Annotated in this window: 14 protein-coding genes; 8 read left to right on the plus strand and 6 right to left on the minus strand. The window is 68.2% G+C overall.

The window, feature by feature from the left end; all coding sequences use genetic code 11:
- Positions 1-127 precede the first annotated feature (127 nt).
- From D7T59_RS19535 to rnt, 5 genes are all read left to right on the plus strand, one after another.
- Positions 128-484 (plus strand): hypothetical protein, encoded by a 357-nt coding sequence (locus tag D7T59_RS19535; protein WP_164136417.1) that lies wholly within the window; start codon positions 128-130, stop codon positions 482-484.
- Positions 471-1346, plus strand: coding sequence for an HvfB family MNIO-type RiPP peptide maturase (locus tag D7T59_RS19540; protein WP_164136416.1), 876 nt, complete (start codon positions 471-473; stop codon positions 1344-1346). The genes D7T59_RS19535 and D7T59_RS19540 overlap by 14 nt, the downstream gene beginning before the upstream one ends.
- Positions 1339-2094, plus strand: a complete 756-nt coding sequence (locus tag D7T59_RS19545; RefSeq protein ID WP_164136415.1) for an HvfC family RiPP maturation protein — start codon at positions 1339-1341, stop codon at positions 2092-2094. The genes D7T59_RS19540 and D7T59_RS19545 overlap by 8 nt, the downstream gene beginning before the upstream one ends.
- A gap of 24 nt (positions 2095-2118) precedes the next feature.
- A complete protein-coding gene (locus tag D7T59_RS19550; RefSeq protein WP_180852734.1) occupies positions 2119-2640 on the plus strand; it encodes an HvfX family Cu-binding RiPP maturation protein in 522 nt (173 codons plus the stop codon).
- 181 nt (positions 2641-2821) lie between these two features.
- Positions 2822-3406 (plus strand): ribonuclease T, encoded by a 585-nt coding sequence (gene rnt, locus D7T59_RS19555; RefSeq protein WP_180852753.1) that lies wholly within the window; start codon positions 2822-2824, stop codon positions 3404-3406.
- 318 nt (positions 3407-3724) lie between these two features.
- Here the strand turns inward: rnt and D7T59_RS19560 are convergent, their stop codons facing one another.
- The 3 genes from D7T59_RS19560 to D7T59_RS19570 all read right to left on the minus strand — a co-directional run bounded on the left by D7T59_RS19560 (position 3725) and on the right by D7T59_RS19570 (position 9073).
- Positions 3725-6751: a ligand-binding sensor domain-containing diguanylate cyclase gene (locus D7T59_RS19560; protein ID WP_180852733.1), complete on the minus strand. Its 3027-nt coding sequence runs from the start codon at positions 6749-6751 to the stop codon at positions 3725-3727.
- A gap of 177 nt (positions 6752-6928) precedes the next feature.
- On the minus strand, positions 6929-8338 hold the full coding sequence (locus D7T59_RS19565) for an ATP-binding protein (RefSeq protein WP_164136412.1): 1410 nt from the start codon (positions 8336-8338) through the stop codon (positions 6929-6931).
- Positions 8339-8344: 6 nt separating this feature from the next.
- Positions 8345-9073 carry a response regulator gene (locus tag D7T59_RS19570; protein ID WP_006427862.1) on the minus strand — a complete coding sequence of 243 codons (729 nt, stop codon included), beginning with the start codon at positions 9071-9073 and terminating at the stop codon, positions 8345-8347.
- Between the two features lie 204 nt (positions 9074-9277).
- Here D7T59_RS19570 and D7T59_RS19575 point away from each other — a divergent pair, with 204 nt between their 5' ends.
- Genes D7T59_RS19575 through D7T59_RS19585 form a run of 3 tightly spaced genes read left to right on the plus strand, consistent with a single transcriptional unit; the run spans position 9278 to position 13913 of the window.
- The gene (locus D7T59_RS19575; protein WP_180852732.1) at positions 9278-10522 is read left to right on the plus strand and encodes an efflux RND transporter periplasmic adaptor subunit; all 1245 of its coding nucleotides are present in this window, start codon (positions 9278-9280) and stop codon (positions 10520-10522) included.
- Positions 10519-12477 (plus strand): MacB family efflux pump subunit, encoded by a 1959-nt coding sequence (locus tag D7T59_RS19580; protein ID WP_180852731.1) that lies wholly within the window; start codon positions 10519-10521, stop codon positions 12475-12477. Before D7T59_RS19575 ends, D7T59_RS19580 begins: the two co-directional genes overlap by 4 nt.
- Complete coding sequence (locus tag D7T59_RS19585) at positions 12474-13913, plus strand: TolC family protein (protein WP_164136409.1); 1440 nt, start codon at positions 12474-12476, stop codon at positions 13911-13913. Before D7T59_RS19580 ends, D7T59_RS19585 begins: the two co-directional genes overlap by 4 nt.
- A 448-nt stretch (positions 13914-14361) precedes the next feature.
- On the opposite strand, the gene rlmB is transcribed toward D7T59_RS19585, so the two are convergent.
- The 3 genes from rlmB to rnr all read right to left on the minus strand — a co-directional run bounded on the left by rlmB (position 14362) and on the right by rnr (position 18252).
- Positions 14362-15105 carry a 23S rRNA (guanosine(2251)-2'-O)-methyltransferase RlmB gene (gene rlmB / locus D7T59_RS19590; RefSeq protein WP_005408775.1) on the minus strand — a complete coding sequence of 248 codons (744 nt, stop codon included), beginning with the start codon at positions 15103-15105 and terminating at the stop codon, positions 14362-14364.
- A gap of 92 nt (positions 15106-15197) precedes the next feature.
- Positions 15198-15692, minus strand: coding sequence for a GFA family protein (locus tag D7T59_RS19595; RefSeq protein WP_164136408.1), 495 nt, complete (start codon positions 15690-15692; stop codon positions 15198-15200).
- A gap of 94 nt (positions 15693-15786) precedes the next feature.
- Positions 15787-18252 (minus strand): ribonuclease R, encoded by a 2466-nt coding sequence (rnr, locus tag D7T59_RS19600; protein WP_180852730.1) that lies wholly within the window; start codon positions 18250-18252, stop codon positions 15787-15789.
- Positions 18253-18455 lie beyond the last annotated feature (203 nt).

The following is an 18455-nucleotide window of genomic DNA, read 5'->3' on the forward strand; positions in this document are numbered from 1 at the left end:
TAACAAACCTCACGAAAATTTGAGTTCTTGGCGAGGATTCGTTGAGTAGGATCGCTGCACCATCGTTTCCACCGGCATCCCTGCCGGCGACCCGGGCACCCGCCCACACCACCCAGGAGCACGACCGATGAGCAGTTCCAACAAGACCCTGTCCCTGCTGACTGCTACCGCCCTGGCCGCCGGCCTGGGCATGACCGCCAGTGCCTCGGCCCTGAGCATGAGCGACCTCGCCCAGGGCTACCTGGTGGCCGGACAGGCAGCCAAGGCCAGCACCGACGCCAAGGCCACCGACACCAGGATGGCCGCTGACGCGACCAAGCATGCCGAAGGCAAGTGTGGTGCCGACGGCAAGACCGCCGAAGGCAAGTGCGGTGCCGACAAGGGCAAGGCTGCCGGTGCGGCAGCTGGCGCCAAGGCCAAGACCGGCGACAAGAAGTCGGCCGAGGGCAAGTGTGGCGAAGGCAAGTGCGGTGCCAAGCACTGACGTCCGCGCCAGCGTCGTCAACCCGCGGTCGCCGCTTCGCGCGGCGGCCGCAGGGTTGGGGTTGCGCCGGGCGCTGTTGCAGGAGCTGTTCGATGCACCGGCGGGCGATTTCGATTTCCTCGAATGCGCGCCAGAGAACTGGATCCATGTCGGCGGCCCTGCCGGGGATGCACTGGCCGAGCTGGCACAGCGCCATCCGCTGAACTGCCACGGCCTGTCGTTGTCGCTGGGCGGCAGTGCGCCGCTGGATACCCGGCTGCTGGAGCAGGTCGGCCAGTTCCTGGAAAAGCACCGCGTGCCGCTGTACAGCGAACACCTGAGCTACTGCAGTGACGATGGTCACCTGTACGACCTGCTGCCGATTCCGTTCACCGATGAAGCAGTGCGCCACACCGCCGCACGCATCCGTCAGGTGCAGGACCTGCTGGGCCGCCGCGTTGCGGTGGAGAACGTGTCCTACTACCTGGCGCCGGAGCCGGCGATGGACGAGCTGGCCTTCACCAACGCCGTGCTTGCCGAAGCCGACTGCGACCTGCTGCTGGACGTCAACAACGTCTACGTCAACGCCTGCAACCACGGTTACGACGCCGACGCGTTCATCGCTGGCCTGCCCGCGAACCGCATCGTCTGCCTGCACGTGGCCGGGCACCTGGATGAGGCACCGGACCTGAAGATCGATACCCATGGCAGCGCGGTGATCGACCCGGTCTGGGAGCTGCTGGCACGCACCTATGCGCGCATCGGCGCACGCCCCACCCTGCTCGAGCGCGACTTCAATTTCCCGCCCTACGCCGAACTGCGCGGCGAACTGCAGACCATCCGCCGCCTGCAGGCCGTGCACGCGGAGGCGGTACATGGCTGATGCCCCCGCCACGCTGCGTGCGCAACAACACGCGTTCACCGCACATCTGCGCGACCCACAGGCGGTGGCCGCACCGGCCGGGCTCGAACCGCGGCGCGTGGCGGTGTACCAGCGGCTGCTGTTCAACAACCTGCTCGGTCTGTTGAGCAACGGCTTCCCGGTCTGCGTGCGCCTGCTCGGTGAACCGGCCTGGAGCGCGCTGGTCCGCCACTACTTCAGCATGCACCGCTGCCAGACGCCGCTGTTCACCGAACTGGCCGCCGAGTTCGTGCAGTGGCTGCAGGCGCAGCCGCAGCTGCCGCATCCGGCGCTGGCAGAACTGGCCCACTACGAGTGGGTGGAAACCGCGCTGTACCAGCTGGACGCCGAACCGCTGCCGGCGCCGGGTGACATCGACCCGTTGCGGGCGCCGCTGCAGCGTTCGCCACTGGCGTGGCCACTGCTGTACCAATGGCCAGTGCACCGCCTCGGCGCCGAGGATGCGCCCGACACGATGCCAGCCGAGCCAACCGGCCTGCTGGTGCGCCGCGAGGCCGACGGCGAGGTGCGATTCGCCGCGCTCAGCCCGCTGGCGGTGTACCTGCTGTCCAGCATCGGCGAGCAACCTGGCCTCGATGGTCATGCCTATCTGCAGCAATTGGCCGTCGCGCACGGCCTGGCCGAGGACGCACTGGCCGGCCCCGGTGCCGCGCTGCTGCAGCAGTTTCTGCAGGCCGGCGTGATCGGCCCGCTCACAGCCCCTCCCTGACACCTCTTTCGCGGAGATTCCCTGATGAACCTTCCAACCCTGGCCGCCGCGCGCGGCCAGCTGGACCGTCTCGCCCCCTGGTTGGCCCCGCTCGGCCTGCGCCTGCTGCTGGCCTGGGAATACTTCGAATCCGGCCGTGAGAAGCTGCACGGCCAGAACTGGTTTGCCGACCTGCAGGATGCCTTCCCGTTCCCGTTCGACCAGTTGCCCGCCACGCTGAACTGGCAGCTGGCGACCTGGTTCGAACTGGTCGGCGCGGCCTGCCTGCTGGTTGGCTTCGGCACCCGGTTTGCCGCCGCCAGCCTGCTGGTGCTGACCGTGGTGGCCACCTATGCGGTGCATTGGCCGATGGAGTGGAACTCGCTGGGCGACCTTGCGATGGGCTACGCGATCAGCGACCAGGGCTACGGCAACTTCAAGCTGCCGCTGCTGTTCATGGCGATGCTGCTGCCGCTGATCTTCACCGGCGCCGGCAAGCTGAGCGTGGACGCGTGGTTGGCGCGGTGGTCTGCCTCGGCCACACCTGCGCGGCCAGCGGTTCGGTAGATGCCGACCTTGGTCGGCGCGCACCGTGCCAACCAAGGTTGGCACCTACCGGGTTCTACCACCCGTGCGCCACAGGCTGGCCGGGCGCTCAGGGTCGCTCTGCTAGAATTCACGCATGAATGACCCCACCCCCGCACCTGCCGCCGCCTCCGATTCCGCAGTCCCCCAGGCGCAGCGCGCGATGTCACAACGCTTCCGCGGCTTCCTGCCGGTGGTGGTGGACGTGGAGACCGGCGGCTTCGACAGCCAGCGCAACGCCTTGCTGGAAATCGCCGCAGTGCCGATCGAGATGGACGAGAACGGCCTGCTCTACCCCGGCCAGACCGCCAGCGCCCATGTGGTGCCGGCCGAAGGCCTGGACATCGACCCGAAGTCGCTGGAAGTGACCGGCATCATCCTCGACCACCCGTTCCGGCTGGCCAAGGAAGAGAAGGCCGCACTGGACCACATCTTCGCCCCGGTACGCGCGGCGATGAAGAAGTACGGCTGCCAGCGCGCGATCCTGGTCGGCCACAACGCCCATTTCGACCTGGGCTTCGTCAACGCTGCGGTGGCCCGGACCGGCCACAAGCGCAATCCGTTCCATCCGTTCAGCGTGTTCGACACGGTCACCCTGGCCGGCATCGCCTACGGGCAGACCGTGCTGGCGCGTGCAGCCACGGCTGCCGGGCTGGGCTGGGACGCGAATGAAGCGCACAGCGCGGTGTACGACACCGAGCAGACCGCACGGCTGTTCTGCACGATCGCCAACGCCTGGCCGCGGTAAGCCAGCCAACGGCGGAGCCCCTCGTGGCGGGAAGCGAATCATTGGTTGGGCCGGGCAAGGTGGGTTCGCGGGGGACGCCGTGAACCCTTCCCTGGGGGCTTAGCCGCGCCATCCATGGCGCGGATACCCCCGCGACCCCACCCTGCCCGGCCTTCGACAGGTTGCTGGCCGCCACGGAAAAATCAGAAAAGCGGGAGCAACAGCGGGTCGCTGCGCTCGTCGGGGGCTGCCGATGACCTCTGCGGTGGGTCACTTCTCTGATGGATGCCGACCGTTGGTACGGCAACACCCGTAGATCCACGCCATGCGTGGATGCGATCAACCAATGCTCGTACGATCCCGACCGTCGCTCTTGGCGCGGTACAGCGCGCGGTCGGCGCGCTGGTAGAGCAGCGCCGGGGTGCGGTCATCGGCATCCAGTTCCACCAGGCCCGCACTGAAGGTCACGCGCAGGCCCGGCACTTCTGCCCAGTCGGGATGGTCATGGAACAGACCACGCAGGCGCGCGCACAGCTGCGCGGCTTCTTCCAGGCGGGTGTCGTTGAGCAGCAGCGCGAACTCTTCGCCGCCGGTGCGCGCCGGCAGGTCGGAGTCGCGGCAGGCCGCGGCGATCAACCTTGCCACCTGAACCAGCACAGCGTCGCCAATGCTGTGGCTGTGGCGGTCGTTGACGTCCTTGAAGTGGTCGATGTCCAGCACCACCAGGCACAGCGGGTGGCCGCTGCGCTGTGAACGGGCGAAGTCGCGCGCCAGCGTTTCATCGAAGGCACGGCGGTTGGCCAACCCGGTCAGCGCATCCTCGCGCGCCTGCCGTTCAAAGGCCTCGGCCTGCCGTGCAAGGCGCTCGGCCAGTTCGGTCTTTTCCAGGTTCAGCGCCTGCAGGTGCACGGTCTTGGCCTGCAGGTCGAAGGTTGCCTCGTCCACGCGCCGTGCCAGGCGCAGGTTGCTGGCCTTCAGTTGCTGCAGCAGCAGGCGGTACAGCACCACCAGCCCGGCCAGCAGCAACAGCCCGCCCAGCATCTGCACGCTGCGCCGCTGCCACCAGAACGGCTCCACCGTGAAGCTCCACACGGCTTCCTGCTGGCCCCAGGCCCCGCCTGGATGCGCCGCCGACACGTGCAGGGTGTAGTCACCTGGAGGCAGGCCGACGAACTCGACGCTGCGCTGCGGGCCACGCTCGACCCAGCCGGCGTCCAGGCCATCCAGCCGCGTGCGATAGCGGATCCGGTCCGACATCAGGTAGCTCAGGCCCACATAGCTCACCGCCAGACGTCGGCCGCCGGGGATGTAGTTGCGATCCGGGCCCTCCCAATGCACGGGTGCGCCATCCACCTGCACGCTCTCGATCGCTGCCGGCGGTGATGGGCGCTCACGGAAGCGCTGCAGGCGCTGCGGGTCGACGGTGCTCAGGCCACCGGCGGTGACCACCCAGAACGTGCCGTCCTGGCGCAGGATCGCCGACGGTCCGGAGCTGCCGTTGGCCTGTGCGTTGGCCATGCCGTCGATCTCGTTGTAGCGCTCCACCACTACCCGCGGTGCGCGGCCATCGGCCACGGCGTTGAGGGTGGCCATGTCGGTGCGCAGCACGCCGCGGTTGCTGCTGATCCACACATTGCCCAGGCGGTCCGGCACCAGCTGGAACACCGCATCCACCGGCATGCCCTGCTCCAGGCCGACGCGTGCCAGCTTTCCGTCGAGCCAGCGGTACAGGCCGCGGTCGCTGCTGACCCACATCGCATCGCCCAGCTGATGGAAGCCGAACACGCTGCGCCCCCCGCCCATCGGTGCCAGGTCGATCGACTGCACGTGGTCGCCACGCAGCACGCGGATGCCCTCGATGGTGCCGATCCACAGGTTGCCCTGGTGGTCATGCTCGAGTGCGGTGATGAGACCACCGGGCATGCCCGGGGCATTCGGCACCTGCACCCGGTCGCCGTCGATGCGTACCACGCCCTTCTGCGTACCCGCCCAGACCCTGCCCTGCGGATCGACACTGATCGCGCGGATGTTGCCGCCAGGCATGCCGTCGGCGGCCGCATAGTTGTGGCGGAGACTGCCATCGCGGCCCAGGCGGTAAACGCCATCGCCGAACGTTCCGACCCACAGGTCGCCGTCCGGCCCCTGCGCCAGGCTCAGTACCGATGGCGCCTTGCCACCGCGGTTGTGCAGGGGAACCGCGCGGAAGCGGCCATCGGGCGTCTGCACATCCAGGCCACTGGCGCTGCCGACCCACAACTGGCGGTCGCGGTCCTCCAGCACCGTGCGCACATAGTCGCCACTGAGGCCATCGCGCTCGGTGTAGCTGCTGAACAGTGTTTCGCGCAGGCGGTACAGGCCACCGTTGGCACCCACCCAGATGCTGCCTTCGGCATCCTCGCGCAGGCTGACCACGCGCCCGCCCGGCAGGTTCAGACCCGCAGGCAACCGCTCCAGCCCATGCGCCGAGATCCGCAGCAGGCCCTGGTTCTCGGTGCCCAGCCACAGGTCGCCGTGCCGGTCCTGCAGCATGGCGGTCATGTGCAGCTGCCCCGGCAGCCGGTGCACCAGCACCAGCTGATCGTCCTCCACGCGGTACAGGCGCTCGCCGGCGACGATCCACAGCGCGCCATCCGGAGCCCGGTACGGCCATGACAGCCCGGTGCCAGCGCCCAGGCCCCACGCCACGGGTGCCCGCTTGAGCACGCCGTCGTTGTCGCGCAGCACCAGCCCGTCAAGCGTGCCGACCCATACCCTGTCCTGCGCATCGACCACCAGCTTGGTGAAGCTCATCGCCATCGGCAGGTCGGCCGCCGGTGCCTGGTAGACGATGCCCTTGTCCGGCGTCAGATAGCCGATGCCCTTGCCTTCGTACAGCAGCCACAGGCGCCCCTGGCTGTCCATCTGCATGGACTGGATCAGCACCTGCGGGGTGTCGGCCTGATGCTCCCAGACCCGCCACTGGCCGTCGTTGCCGCGATGGCTGACATTGCCGCGCGAATCACTGATCCACAGCCCACCCTGCCGATCGACCAGCAGTGCACCGATGCCGTTGTCGCGCAGCCCCGGGCGGGTGCTGCGGTCGAACACGGTGAAATCCAGGCCGTTGTAGCGCACCAGGCCTTCCCAGGTGGCAAACCACAGGTGCCCCTCCGGGGTCTGCGCGATATCGCGCAGCGAGTTGTGCGGCAGGCCATTGCGCGAGGTCCACACATCGATGGCGTAGTCGCGCAACGGCGGCGCACCCTCCTGCGCGGCCAGCGGCAGCGCCAGGACCAGCAGCAGCCACAGCAGGCCGCGCTGCAGCGCCTGCCTGGCTTTCGAAACGCGGCGCTCCACCCAGCACCCGTTGTCCCCTGGCCTGCCCATCAGCTCGGCGGCAGTGGCCGGTGGCGGCTGCAGGGCATGGCAGCAAGCGGGAACGACCGGGCAACGCGGAACAGCGTGCCGGCAGGAACGGGCTGACTCATCGGGGAGAAACTGGGGAGATGCGCAGATGATAGGCCAAACCCTGGCCCCGGCGTCATCGCCGTGCGGCCTGCGGGCTCAGCCGGCCCGTCCAGGCGGCACCACCTGCGCACTGGCCGGCCACTGCACCACCGCCTCCAGACCGCCCTCGGCACGGTTGCGCAGCCACAGGCGCGCGCCATCCTTCTCGGCCAGGGCGCGCGCGATGGTCAGGCCCAGCCCGGCGCCGCCGGTTTCCCGCGAACGCGAGGTTTCCACCCGCACGAACGGGTCGAACACGGCCTCCAGCTGGTCTTCCGCCAGGCCAGGGCCATCGTCGGACACCATCGCCGTGATCGCGCCGCCGCTGCGCTCCACCCGCACGCGCACGCGGTGGGCATACATCACGGCGTTGTCCACCAGGTTGGAGAACAGCCGGTGCATGGCCAGCGGGCGCAGCATCAGCACTGCACCGGTGCCGCCTTCGAAGACCACGTCGGCACCGCCCTCGGCGGCGTCCTCCACGATGCTTTCCAGCAGCGAATCCAGGTCCAGCGCGGCACGCTGCTCGGCGCTCTCGGCGCTGCGGGCCAGCTCCAGGCCTTCGCGCACCAGTGCCTGCATCGCCGCCAGATCGCCGATCAGGCGTTCGCGCAGCACCTCGTCGCTGACGTTCTCCAGGCGCAGGCGCAGGCGGGTCAGCGGAGTCTGCAGGTCATGGGTGATCGCCGCCAGCATCTGCGTGCGCTCGGCCAGGTGCCGCTGCAGACGGTGCTGCATGGCATTGAAGGCCTCGGCGGCGCGCTGCACCTCGCGCGGCCCGCGCAATGGCAGTGGATCGCGCTGCAGATCGTCACCCAGATCCTCGGCGGCGGCCGCCAGCTCCTGCAGCGGCGCGCTGGCCATGCGCGCGACGATGTAGGCCAGCACCGCGATGGCCAGCACCAGCAGGGTCAGGAACCATGGGTCCACGGCCAGAATGCCGTTGTGGGCCACCGCCGGCGAATCCAATGCCAGCTTCAGCAGCGTACCGTCGTTGAGCGTCACATCGACCGCGCGGCACTTGGGCGGAATGAAGGCCGGATCGCGCTCACGCGGATGCCGCCGGTGCCCCGGCGGCGGTGGCGGCAGCAGATCCTGCAGCTTGGGAATGCAGGAACGGAACGAGGTGAAGTGCACATGCGCGCGCGACACCGGGCCGGGCCGGTCATCCAGCACTTCCATCAGTGCGGTATCCGCCCGCCCCAGGCGCGCGCCGGGCTGCAGCGCACGCACGCTGGGCCCACCGATCTCGAGCAGGCGCTCGCGCAGTTCGGGATTGCCATCGAGCAGGTTGACGTAGCCCTGCAGGCGGTCGGCGATGCGGTTCAGGTTCTGCCGCTCGAACTCCTGCTGGCGTTTGGAGGTGGCCAGCATGGTCGCGCCGATCGCAGCCACGCTCATGCCCAGCAGCAGGATGACGAACAACCGCCCGACCATCGAGGACAGGAAATGGCGCAGGCGCTTCATGGCGGCTTATTCCAGGTTCACCGAAGAGGCCAGCACGTAGCCTTCGTTGCGCACGGTCTTGATCAGGCCATCCGGGCCACCGTCATCACCCAGCTTGTTGCGCAGGCGGCTGACCTGCAGATCGATCGCGCGGTCCTGCGCCTCGTAGTTGCGGCCACTGCTGAGCGCGACCAGCTGCTCGCGCGACAGCACCTTGTTGGCATGCGCGATGAACACCCGCAGCAGGCGGAACTCGGCGCCGGACAGCACCACCACGCGGTCGTCCGGGTCCACCAGGTGGCGGTGCTCCAGGTCGAATATCCAGCGCGAGAAGCGCGCGCGGCGCACCGCCAACGGCTCCAGGTTGGCCGGCAGCGCTTCAGTCCGGCGCAGCACATTGCGGATGCGCGCCAGCAGCTCCCGCGGCTCGAACGGCTTGGCGAGATAGTCGTCGGCGCCCATTTCCAGGCCCAGCACGCGGTCGATCGGCTCGGCGCGCGCAGTCAGCATGATCACCGGCGTGTTCGAGCGTGCGCGCAGGTCGCGGCACAGGGTCAGGCCATCCTCGCGCGGCAGGTTGAGGTCGAGCACGATCAGGTCCACGTGCTCGCGGTCCAGCAGCTGGCGCATGGCAGTGCCGTCGGCGGCGGTGCTCACCTGGTAACCGGCACGGCCGAGCTGTTCGGCCAGCAGGGTGCGGATGTCGTTGTCGTCGTCGACGATCAGCAATCGATGCATCGTGTTTTCAGTCTCCATGTCGCGATCATCCCGTGTCGGCAGCTGAACCGCATCCGGGGCAATGCGTACCAGTGTATCCAGCTGCGGGCGGGATACCTGTGGTTACGCGTATTCACCGACAGTGTTACATAGAGACATACCCCGAGGATTGAGCCGCCCATCGCCCGGTCTTCACAATGCCCACCAACGCCGCCACCGCGGCCCCGAGAGTGAAGCCACGACGTGACATTCCGCCTGTTGCCCGCAACCCGCCGGGGTCGCCTGATACTGATCGCCCTGCTTGCCCTGATCGTTGCCGTGGCCGCCTGGTGGCTGCTGCGCAGGCCCGCCGCCCCCGCCGTAGCGACCACACCGGTCAGCCGCGGCGACATCGAACAGACCGTGGATGCCACCGGCGTGATCGACGCCTACAAGCTGGTCAGCGTCGGTGCGCAGGCCTCCGGCCAGATCAAGTCGCTGAAGGTGCAGCTGGGCGACACGGTGAAGGAAGGCGACCTGATCGCCGAGATCGACGCCACCACCCAGCAGAACCAGGTGCTCAACGCGCAGGCCTCGCTTGACCAGGTCACCGCCCAGCGTGCCGTGCAGCAGGCCACCCTGCGCCAGGCCGAACTGGAGTTCGCGCGCCAGCAGCAGATGCTGGCCGCCGAGGCCACCTCGCGCCAGGAATACGATGCCGCCGAAGCACAGCTGAAGACCGCCCGCGCCCAGTTGCAGTCCTACGAGGCACAGATCAAGGGTCGCCAGACCGAACTGGGCACCGCCCGCGCCAACCTGGCCTACACCCGCATCACCGCGCCGATGGATGGCACCGTGGTCGCGGTGGTGGCCGAGGAAGGCCGCACCGTGAACGCCAACCAGACCGCGCCCACCATCGTGATGCTGGCGCGGCTGGACGTGGTCACGGTCAACGCCGAGATCTCCGAGGCCGACGTGGTCAAGATCAAGGCCGGCATGCCGGTGTACTTCACCACGCTGGGCGACCCGGACCGCAGGTACCACGCCACCCTGCGCCAGATCAATCCGGCACCGGCCTCGATCGCCAACGAGAATTCGTCCAGCTCCAGCAGTTCGTCCAGCTCCAGTTCCAGCAGCGCGGTCTACTACAACGCGCTGTTCGATGTGGAAAACCCGGACGGCACGCTGCGCATCGACATGACCGCCCAGGTCTCGGTACTGCTGAAGCAGGCCAAGGGCGTGTTGATGGTGCCGGCGGTTGCACTGGGGCCGAAGCGCCGTGGCGACGAGCGCATGGTGCGGGTGCTGGACGACAAGGGCCAGCCGCAGCCACGCAAGGTGACGGTCGGCATCAACAACGGCGCCTCGGCCGAAATCCTGTCCGGACTGAAGGAAGGCGAGCGCGTGGTGGTCGGCGAGGCCAGTGCAGCTGCGGCCGGTGCCGGTGGCGGCAACCGTGGCGGCATGCAGATGCGGGTGGGCGGCCCGGGCATGGGTCCGCGCCGATGAGCACGACGGCGCCGCTGCTGCGCCTGCGCGACCTGCGACGCGAATTCCCGGCCGGCGATGATGTCATCGCCGTACTGCGCGACGTCAACCTGGATATCCATGCTGGCGAGATGGTGGCGATCGTCGGCCAGTCCGGCTCGGGCAAGTCGACGCTGATGAACATTCTCGGCTGCCTCGACCGCCCCACCCGCGGCAGCTACCAGGTGGCCGGCCGCGAAACCGGCAGGATGGCGCCGGACGAACTGGCGGAGCTGCGCCGCGAGCATTTCGGCTTCATCTTCCAGCGCTACCACCTGCTCGGCGACCTGGACGCACGTGGCAACGTGGAAGTACCGGCGGTGTATGCCGGCAGCCCCGGCCCGGTGCGCAACGCGCGCGCCGAGCAGCTGCTGCAGCGGCTGGGCCTGGGCGACCGCATGCACCACAAGCCCGGCCAGCTGTCCGGTGGCCAGCAGCAGCGCGTGTCGATCGCACGTGCCCTGATGAACGGCGGCGAGGTGATCCTGGCCGATGAGCCCACCGGTGCACTCGACACGAAATCCGGCGAGGAAGTCATGGCCATCCTCGGCGAGCTGCATGCCGAAGGCCACACCATCATCATCGTCACCCACGACATGAGCGTGGCCCAGCACGCGCAGCGCATCATCGAGATCCGCGATGGCGAGATCATCGCCGACCGCGCCAACCCGGAGGCGCCGACCTACCGTGCGCAGCGCGAAGCCAGCACCGGCGTTGCCCACGGCAACAGCTGGCGGGCGGCCCGGGATCGTTTCACCGAGGCCTTCCGCATGGCCCTGCTGGCAATGAACGCGCATCGGCTGCGTACCTTCCTGACCATGCTCGGCATCATCATCGGTATCGCCTCGGTGGTCTCGGTAGTGGCGCTGGGCAACGGCTCGCAGCAGCAGATCCTGCAGAACATCAGTGCGCTGGGCACCAACACCATCGACGTCTATCCCGGCCGCGGCTTCGGCGACATGCGCTCGGCCCGCGTGCAGACACTCAAGGCCAGCGATGCCGATGCCCTGGCCAAGCAGAGCTACGTGGACAGCGCCACCCCGAGCGTGTCGACCTCGGTCACCGCGCGCTACCGCAACCAGTCGTCCACCGCGCAGGTCAGCGGTGTCGGCGAGCAGTTCTTCCGGGTCAAGGGCGTGACCCTGCTCAGTGGCAGCTTCTTCGACAGCGACGCAGTGAAGGGCCTCGGCCAGGTGGCGGTGATCGACGAGAACACCCAGACCCAGTTCTTCCCCGATGTCGATCCGGTCGGCCAGGTGATCCTGCTCGGCAACGTGCCGGCACGCGTGGTCGGCGTGGCCAAGCGCCAGAGCTTCGGCTTTGGTGGCAGCACCAGCCTCAGCGTATGGGTGCCGTACACCACGGTGATGTCACGCATGCTCGGCCAGAGCCACGTCTCCAGCATCACCGTGCGCGTGGACGACAGCACGCCGATGGATGCGGCACAGGAAGCGATCACCCGCCTGCTGACCCTGCGCCACGGCACCGAGGATTTCTTCCTCAGCAACAGCGCCGAAATCCGCGAAACCATCGAGCAGACCACGCGTACGATGACCCTGCTGATCGGCGCCATTGCCGCCATCGCACTGCTGGTCGGCGGCATCGGCGTGATGAACATCATGCTGGTGTCGGTGACCGAGCGTACCCGCGAGATCGGCGTGCGCATGGCCGTGGGCGCGCGGCAGAGTGACATCCGCCAGCAGTTCCTGATCGAAGCGGTGCTGGTGTGCCTGCTCGGCGGCGTGCTTGGCATCGGCCTGGCCTTGCTGCTGGGCTCGATGATCGGCCGCTTCGCCAGTGACTTCCAGGTGCTGTTCTCCACCGCCTCGATTGTTGCCGCGTTCGCCTGCTCGACCCTGATCGGCGTGGCGTTCGGCTTCCTGCCCGCGCGCAATGCCGCGCAGCTCGACCCGGTCGAGGCCCTGGCCCGCGAATGAAGATGATGACCCGACTGCCCTTCCCTGCTCCCCCGCGCCTGCTGCTGGCCGGCGCCGTCCTGCTCGCGCTGTCCGGTTGTGCGTCGGTCGGCCGCTATCCCGTGCACGACCCCGATGTGGCGGCCACTTACGGGCGTGGTGATGCCACGCTCAATGCACCGGCCGACGACCCGCGCAGCAGCCTGGATACCCCCGGCCGCGACATCCGCCAGGACACCTGGTGGACCGGCTTCGGCGATGAACGCCTGGACCGCCTGGTGGCGCAGGCATTGGCCGCCAACAGCGACCTCGCTGCCGCCGGCCTGGCCGTGCAACGTTCGCGCCTGCAGGCCGGGCTGGCCAGCAACGCGCTGTGGCCGCAGCCTTCGTCGTCCGGCGTCAGCGGCAATGCCAGCCGCGCCACCGACCAGGCCGACGACTGGCGCCGCAGCTATTCCACCGGCGTCTCGCTGGGCTGGGAGGTCGATCTGTGGGGCCGCCTGCGCACCCAGCGCGACATCGCCCGCTGGGAAGCCGAGGCCAGCGAGGAAGATCGCCAGAACACCGCGCTGCTGGTGATCGGCGACACCATCACCCAGTACTGGAACCTTGCCTACCTCAACCAGTCGATCGCCACCGGCCAGGCCAACCTGGAGCGCCTGGAACGCACCCGCGAACTGGTGCAGGCCCGCTTCGACGCCGGTGCGGTATCCCGCCTGGAAGTACGCCAGGCGCTGCAGAACCTGCAGTCGCAGCGCTCCTCGCAGAGCGCGCTGGAACAACAGCGGGTGGAGGTGCGCAATGCACTGACCGTACTGCTGGACGGCACGCCGTGGCCGCAGCAGGACGAACCGCAGGACCTGCTGGGTGCACACAGCCCGGGCATCAGCGAAGGCCTGCCGACCGACCTGCTCGGCCGCCGTCCCGACCTGCGCGCGGCCGAACTTCGCCTGCGCAACAGCCTGAAGACCATCAAGGTCACCGCCACCCAGTACTACCCGGCGCTGAGCCTGACCGGCAGCCTCGGCTCCAGTGCGACCTCGCTGGGTGATGTGCTGCGCAACCCGGTGGCCACGCTGGGCGCGGGCCTGTCGTTGCCGTTCCTCAACCTGCACCGCGCGCAGCTGGATACGGATATCGCCGGCACCACGTACCAGATCGCCGCCACCAACTTCCGCAAGACGCTGTACACCGCGCTCTCGGAAGTGGACAACGCGCTGTCCGCACGCGAGCAGCTGGCGCGCCAGGTGGCGGCCTCGCAGGCGTCGTATGACGAGGCGGTGGAAGTGGAGCGCGCGCAGGAAGTGCGTTACCGCGTGGGTGCCACCGACCTGCGCACCTGGCTGGAAGCGCAGCAGACCCGGCGCGACGCCGAGCTGTCGCTGGCGCGGGTGCGCCAGGGGCAGCTGAACAACGACGTCACCCTGTTCAAGGCACTGGGCGGCAGCGCGGGGTAAGGCGATGCGGGGCTGCGCCCCGCACCCGCCGAAACAACGTCAACGTCAACAACGGGGCATTCCGTTGAATGGCGGGATGGGTCCGGTGGCAGGGGACGCCGTGAACCCACCCTTGGGGGCTTGGTCGCCGCTTGCTCGTGTGCGCTGTCCTGCGCACACGGCAAGACCGGGGTTGGGCGTCCTGCCCAATCCGCCCGAGGCATGCCTCGGGCCCATGCGGCTCACACCCCTGCGACCGGACCCACCCCGCCCTCGACCGCTTCCCGCGAGCTGTCGGAATCTACTGCTGATGGTGGGTGCCGACCGTTGGTCGGCACAGGCCCTGACCCTGGTTCTGCTCTGGTAGGTGTCGACCTTGGTCGACACGATTCTTCCGAATAAAAAAAGGGGTCAGATCCCTTTTCCCATTGGAAAAGGGATCTGACCCCGATCACATCACGTCGGCCGATCAACCGCGCTGGCGCACGGCCTCGAACAGGCTGACGCCAGCAGCGACGGAGACGTTCAGGCTCTCGATCTCGCCCGGCATCGGAATCTTGACCAGGCCATCGCAGTTCTCACGGGTCAGCCGGCGCAGGCCGTCGGCTTCGCCACCCAGCACCAGCGCGATGTTGCCCTTCAGGTCCAGCTGGTACAGCGAGGCGGTCGCTTCGCCGGCCAGGCCATAGATCCAGACGCCCTGCTTCTGCAGGTCCTTCAGGCAGCGCGACAGGTTGGTCACCGCCACCACCGGGATCAGGTCGGCGGCACCGGCCGAGGTCTTGCGCACGGTGGCATTGACCGTGGCCGACTTGTCCTTGGGAATGATCACTGCAGTTGCACCGGCCGCAGCGGCCGAGCGCAGGCAGGCACCCAGGTTGTGCGGGTCCTGCACCTCGTCCAGCACCAGCAGCAGGGCCTTGCCCTCGGCAGCGGTGACCAGGCCTTCCAGCTCGTTCTCGCTGTAGGTACGGGCGGCGGCATAGCGCGCGGCCACGCCCTGGTGGCGCACCGAACCGCCCACGCCATCCAGCGCCTGGCTGTTCACCTTGCGCACGTCGATGCCCTTGCGGCGGGCGTTTTCCTCGATCTCGGTCAGGCGCGGGTTCTTCGCACCGGCCTCGACCAGCACTTCGCGGACGTTCTCGGCGTCGTTCTCGATGGAGGAGGCGACGGCGTTGACGCCGACGATCCACTGGCTGTTCTTGCTCATGCGGGCGGGACCGGAAAGGGGGTGGCTATGGTAGAGCATCGGCGACGGCCGCGCTTCGCGCTCGCCGGGCATGGCCCGGCGCTACCGGCCGTTCACCCCTCGGCTGAACGGCTGCGCGGCGGCCAGTGGGGGGTGTCGTGGTCGGGGTGCTGGTGGGACACGATCGTGGCCAGGAAGTCCAGGGCCGCGGTGTCCTCCTCGGTCCGTCGTGCCGGCAGGCTGGCCAGCGCATCGACGAACGGCAGCTTGCGCTCGACCCCGTACTGGATCGTCGGCGGCAGGCGCTCGGGTTGGTCGAAGGCACCGGCAGCCACCGCCACGCCGTCCGGCGCCTCGTAGGTCAGCGGCGTACCGCAGTCGGCGCAGAAGCCACGCCGCACCACGTTGGAGGACTGGAAATAGCGCGGCTGGCCGCGGGTCCAGCTGAACTGCACGCCGCGTACCGACACCAGCGGCGCGTAGTAGGCACCGAAGGCTTTCTGGCACATCCGGCAGTGGCAGATCGAACTGTCGGTGAGCGCACCGCGCGCCTGGAAGCGGATCGCGCCGCACTGGCAGCCGCCGCTGTATTCGGGTTGGCCCTGCATGCGATGTCTCCTGGTAGTGCCGGCCGCWGGCCGGCAACACGTCGGTGCCGAGGGTGCCATGGATGCCGGCCAGCGGCCGGCGCTACCACGGTCATCAATACTTCTCTTTCTTCCGCTTGGCCGGCTTGCCACGCTCGGGCAGCGGCGGCAGGCCATCGCCCTCGTCTTCGCCCTTGTGCTCGACCAGGCGGAAGTCGATCTTGCGCTCTTCCATGCTGGCCTTCAGCACCAGGATCCGCACGCGGTCGCCCAGCCGATAGCTGCTGCCACGGCGCTCGCCGGTCAGCGTCTTGCGGGTGGCGTCGAACTTGTAATAGTCCTGCGGCAGCTGGGTCACGTGCACCAGGCCCTGCACCTTCGACTCGTCCAGTTCCACGAACAGGCCGAAGCTGGTCACGCCGCTGATCACGCCGTCGAACTGGCCGCCCACGTGCTTTTCCATCCACGCCGCGCGATAGCGCTCGTCCACCTCGCGCTCTGCCTCGTCGGCCCGACGCTCGCGCTCGGAACACTGCAGTGCCAGTGCTGCCATCTCGCGGGCGTTGTAGGTGAACTTGTCCAGCGGCTTGCCGGACAGCGCGTGCTTGATCGCGCGGTGCACCAGCAGGTCGGGATAGCGGCGGATCGGCGAGGTGAAGTGCGCGTACGCCTCCAGCGCCAGGCCGAAGTGGCCGTGGTTTTCCGGGCTGTAGATCGCCAGGCTCTGGCTGCGCAGCAGCACCGATTCCAGCAGCGTGGCATCGGGGCGATCGCGGATCTTCTTCAGCAGCTTGGTGTAGTCGCCCGGGCGTACCTTCGACCACGGCGGCAGGCTCAGCTTGAACTCCTTGAGGAATTCCAGCAGGTCGGCGTACTTGGTTTCCGGCGGCTTCTCGTGGATGCGGTACGGAGCCGGTACGTGGCGCGACAGCAGGTACTTGGCCGCCTCCACGTTGGCCGCGATCATGCATTCCTCGATCAGCTTGTGCGCATCGTTGCGCACCAGCATGCCGGCCTGGGTGACTTCACCGCGGTTGTCCAGCACGAAGCGCACTTCGCTGCTTTCGAACTCGATGGCACCGCGCTTTGCGCGCGCCTTGGACAGCACCTTGTACAGCTGGTGCAGGCGCTGCACCTGCGGCAGCAGATCGCCCATCCAGGCCTTGGTATCGGCATCGTCCTCGCCCACCGCCTTCCATACCTGGGTGTAGGTCAGGCGCGCGTGCGAGTTCATCACCGCTTCGTAGAAGCGGGATTGCGTGACCAGGCCGTCGCGGTCGATCTGCATGTCGCAGACGAAGCACATGCGGTCGACCTTCGGCATCAGCGAGCAGATGCCGTTGGACAGGGTCTCCGGCAGCATCGGCACCACGAAGCCCGGGAAGTACACCGAGGTGGCACGCTTCTGCGCTTCCTCGTCCAGCGGCGTGCCGGGGCGAACGTAGTTGGAGACATCGGCAATGGCCACCACCAGGCGGAAGCCATCGGCATTCGGTTCGCAGTACACCGCGTCGTCGAAGTCCTTGGCATCTTCGCCATCAATGGTCACCAGCGGCGTGCTGCGCAGGTCGACGCGGTCGCCGATCATCGCCGGTTCAACCACCATCGGCACCGAGGCAGCTTCGTCCAGCACTTCCTGCGGGAACTCGAACGGCAGTTCGTGGCCGTGGATGGCGGTCTCCACCACCAGCGAGGCGGTCAGCTTGTCGCCGAGCACGGCGATGATGCGACCAATCGGCGGGCGGCGGCTGTCCGGCGCCTGGGTCAGTTCGCAGACCACCAGCTGGCCGTCGCGCGCGCCACCGGTCTGGTCCGGCGGCACCTGCACGTTGCGCTGCACGCGCTTGTCGTCGGGCACCACATAGTTGATGCCCATCTCGATGCTGAAGCGACCGATCAGGCGGGTCATGCCGCGTTCGAGCACGCGGGCGATGCTGCCCTCGCGACGGCCACGGTGATCGATGCCGGTCACGCGGGCCAGCACCTTGTCGCCGTGCATCACCTTGCGCATTTCATACGGCGGCAGGAACAGGTCGTCGCCGCCCTCGACCGGGCGCAGGAAGCCGAACCCTTCCGGGTTGGCGATCACCACGCCGGTCACCAGGTTCAGTGTCTGGATCGGGGCGAAGCCGCCACGGCGGTTCTGCACCAGCTGGCCATCACGGACCATGGCGCCGAGCCGGCGCGACAGCGCCTCGGCACGATCCGGTGCGGTCAGTCCCAGGCGCGCGCCCAGTTCCTCGGCGGTCTGCGGCCCTTCGCAGCGCTCCAGCAGTGCCAGGATGGCCTCGCGGCTGGCGATGGGTTGTTCGTATTTCTCCGCTTCGCGCGCGGCATAGGGATCGTCGATCACCTTTCCGGTCGGCGGCAGCTTGCGCCCCGGGGCCGGCCCGGGTGCGGCGGCATCGGCGCTGCGGCCCTTGCGGCCGCGCGGCGCTGTACCGCCTTCATTCAATTCAGGGAACCAGCCTGGCAACGGCTTGCCCGGCTTGGTGGTGCGGGCTGCGCCCGCCTTGGCGCCCTTCTTCGGGGCCTGGCTGCGGGACTTGCTCCCGCTCTTGCTTGGTTTTTTGGTAGTCATCGCCCTACATGGTAGCCGTTGATGGCGTGCAGAACGGGTCAGCGCCCACCCTGGAGGCGTTGGATCAAATAATTTCTGGAAGTCGTTGACAGTCCCCGGATTCATCTTCACAATTGCGCCTCTGGAACGCCCAGGTGGCGGAATTGGTAGACGCACTAGTTTCAGGTACTAGCGGGTAAAACCGTGGAGGTTCGAGTCCTCTC

The sequence above is a fragment of the Stenotrophomonas maltophilia genome, from assembly GCF_013464915.1.
GTDB classification, from domain to species: Bacteria; Pseudomonadota; Gammaproteobacteria; order Xanthomonadales; family Xanthomonadaceae; genus Stenotrophomonas; species Stenotrophomonas maltophilia_AT.

What these genes read in the sequence shown, in the direction of transcription:
- D7T59_RS19580 (WP_180852731.1), top strand. Translation starts at nt 10,519, where the DNA reads ATGAGCACGACGGCGCCGCTGCTGCGCCTGCGCGACCTGCGACGCGAA.
- D7T59_RS19565 (WP_164136412.1), bottom strand. Translation starts at nt 8,338, where the DNA reads ATGAAGCGCCTGCGCCATTTCCTGTCCTCGATGGTCGGGCGGTTGTTC.
- D7T59_RS19595 (WP_164136408.1), bottom strand. Translation starts at nt 15,692, where the DNA reads ATGCAGGGCCAACCCGAATACAGCGGCGGCTGCCAGTGCGGCGCGATC.
- rlmB (WP_005408775.1), bottom strand. Translation starts at nt 15,105, where the DNA reads ATGAGCAAGAACAGCCAGTGGATCGTCGGCGTCAACGCCGTCGCCTCC.
- rnt (WP_180852753.1), top strand. Translation starts at nt 2,822, where the DNA reads ATGTCACAACGCTTCCGCGGCTTCCTGCCGGTGGTGGTGGACGTGGAG.
- D7T59_RS19535 (WP_164136417.1), top strand. Translation starts at nt 128, where the DNA reads ATGAGCAGTTCCAACAAGACCCTGTCCCTGCTGACTGCTACCGCCCTG.
- rnr (WP_180852730.1), bottom strand. Translation starts at nt 18,252, where the DNA reads ATGACTACCAAAAAACCAAGCAAGAGCGGGAGCAAGTCCCGCAGCCAG.
- D7T59_RS19570 (WP_006427862.1), bottom strand. Translation starts at nt 9,073, where the DNA reads ATGGAGACTGAAAACACGATGCATCGATTGCTGATCGTCGACGACGAC.
- D7T59_RS19585 (WP_164136409.1), top strand. Translation starts at nt 12,474, where the DNA reads ATGAAGATGATGACCCGACTGCCCTTCCCTGCTCCCCCGCGCCTGCTG.
- D7T59_RS19560 (WP_180852733.1), bottom strand. Translation starts at nt 6,751, where the DNA reads ATGGGCAGGCCAGGGGACAACGGGTGCTGGGTGGAGCGCCGCGTTTCG.
- D7T59_RS19545 (WP_164136415.1), top strand. Translation starts at nt 1,339, where the DNA reads ATGGCTGATGCCCCCGCCACGCTGCGTGCGCAACAACACGCGTTCACC.
- D7T59_RS19550 (WP_180852734.1), top strand. Translation starts at nt 2,119, where the DNA reads ATGAACCTTCCAACCCTGGCCGCCGCGCGCGGCCAGCTGGACCGTCTC.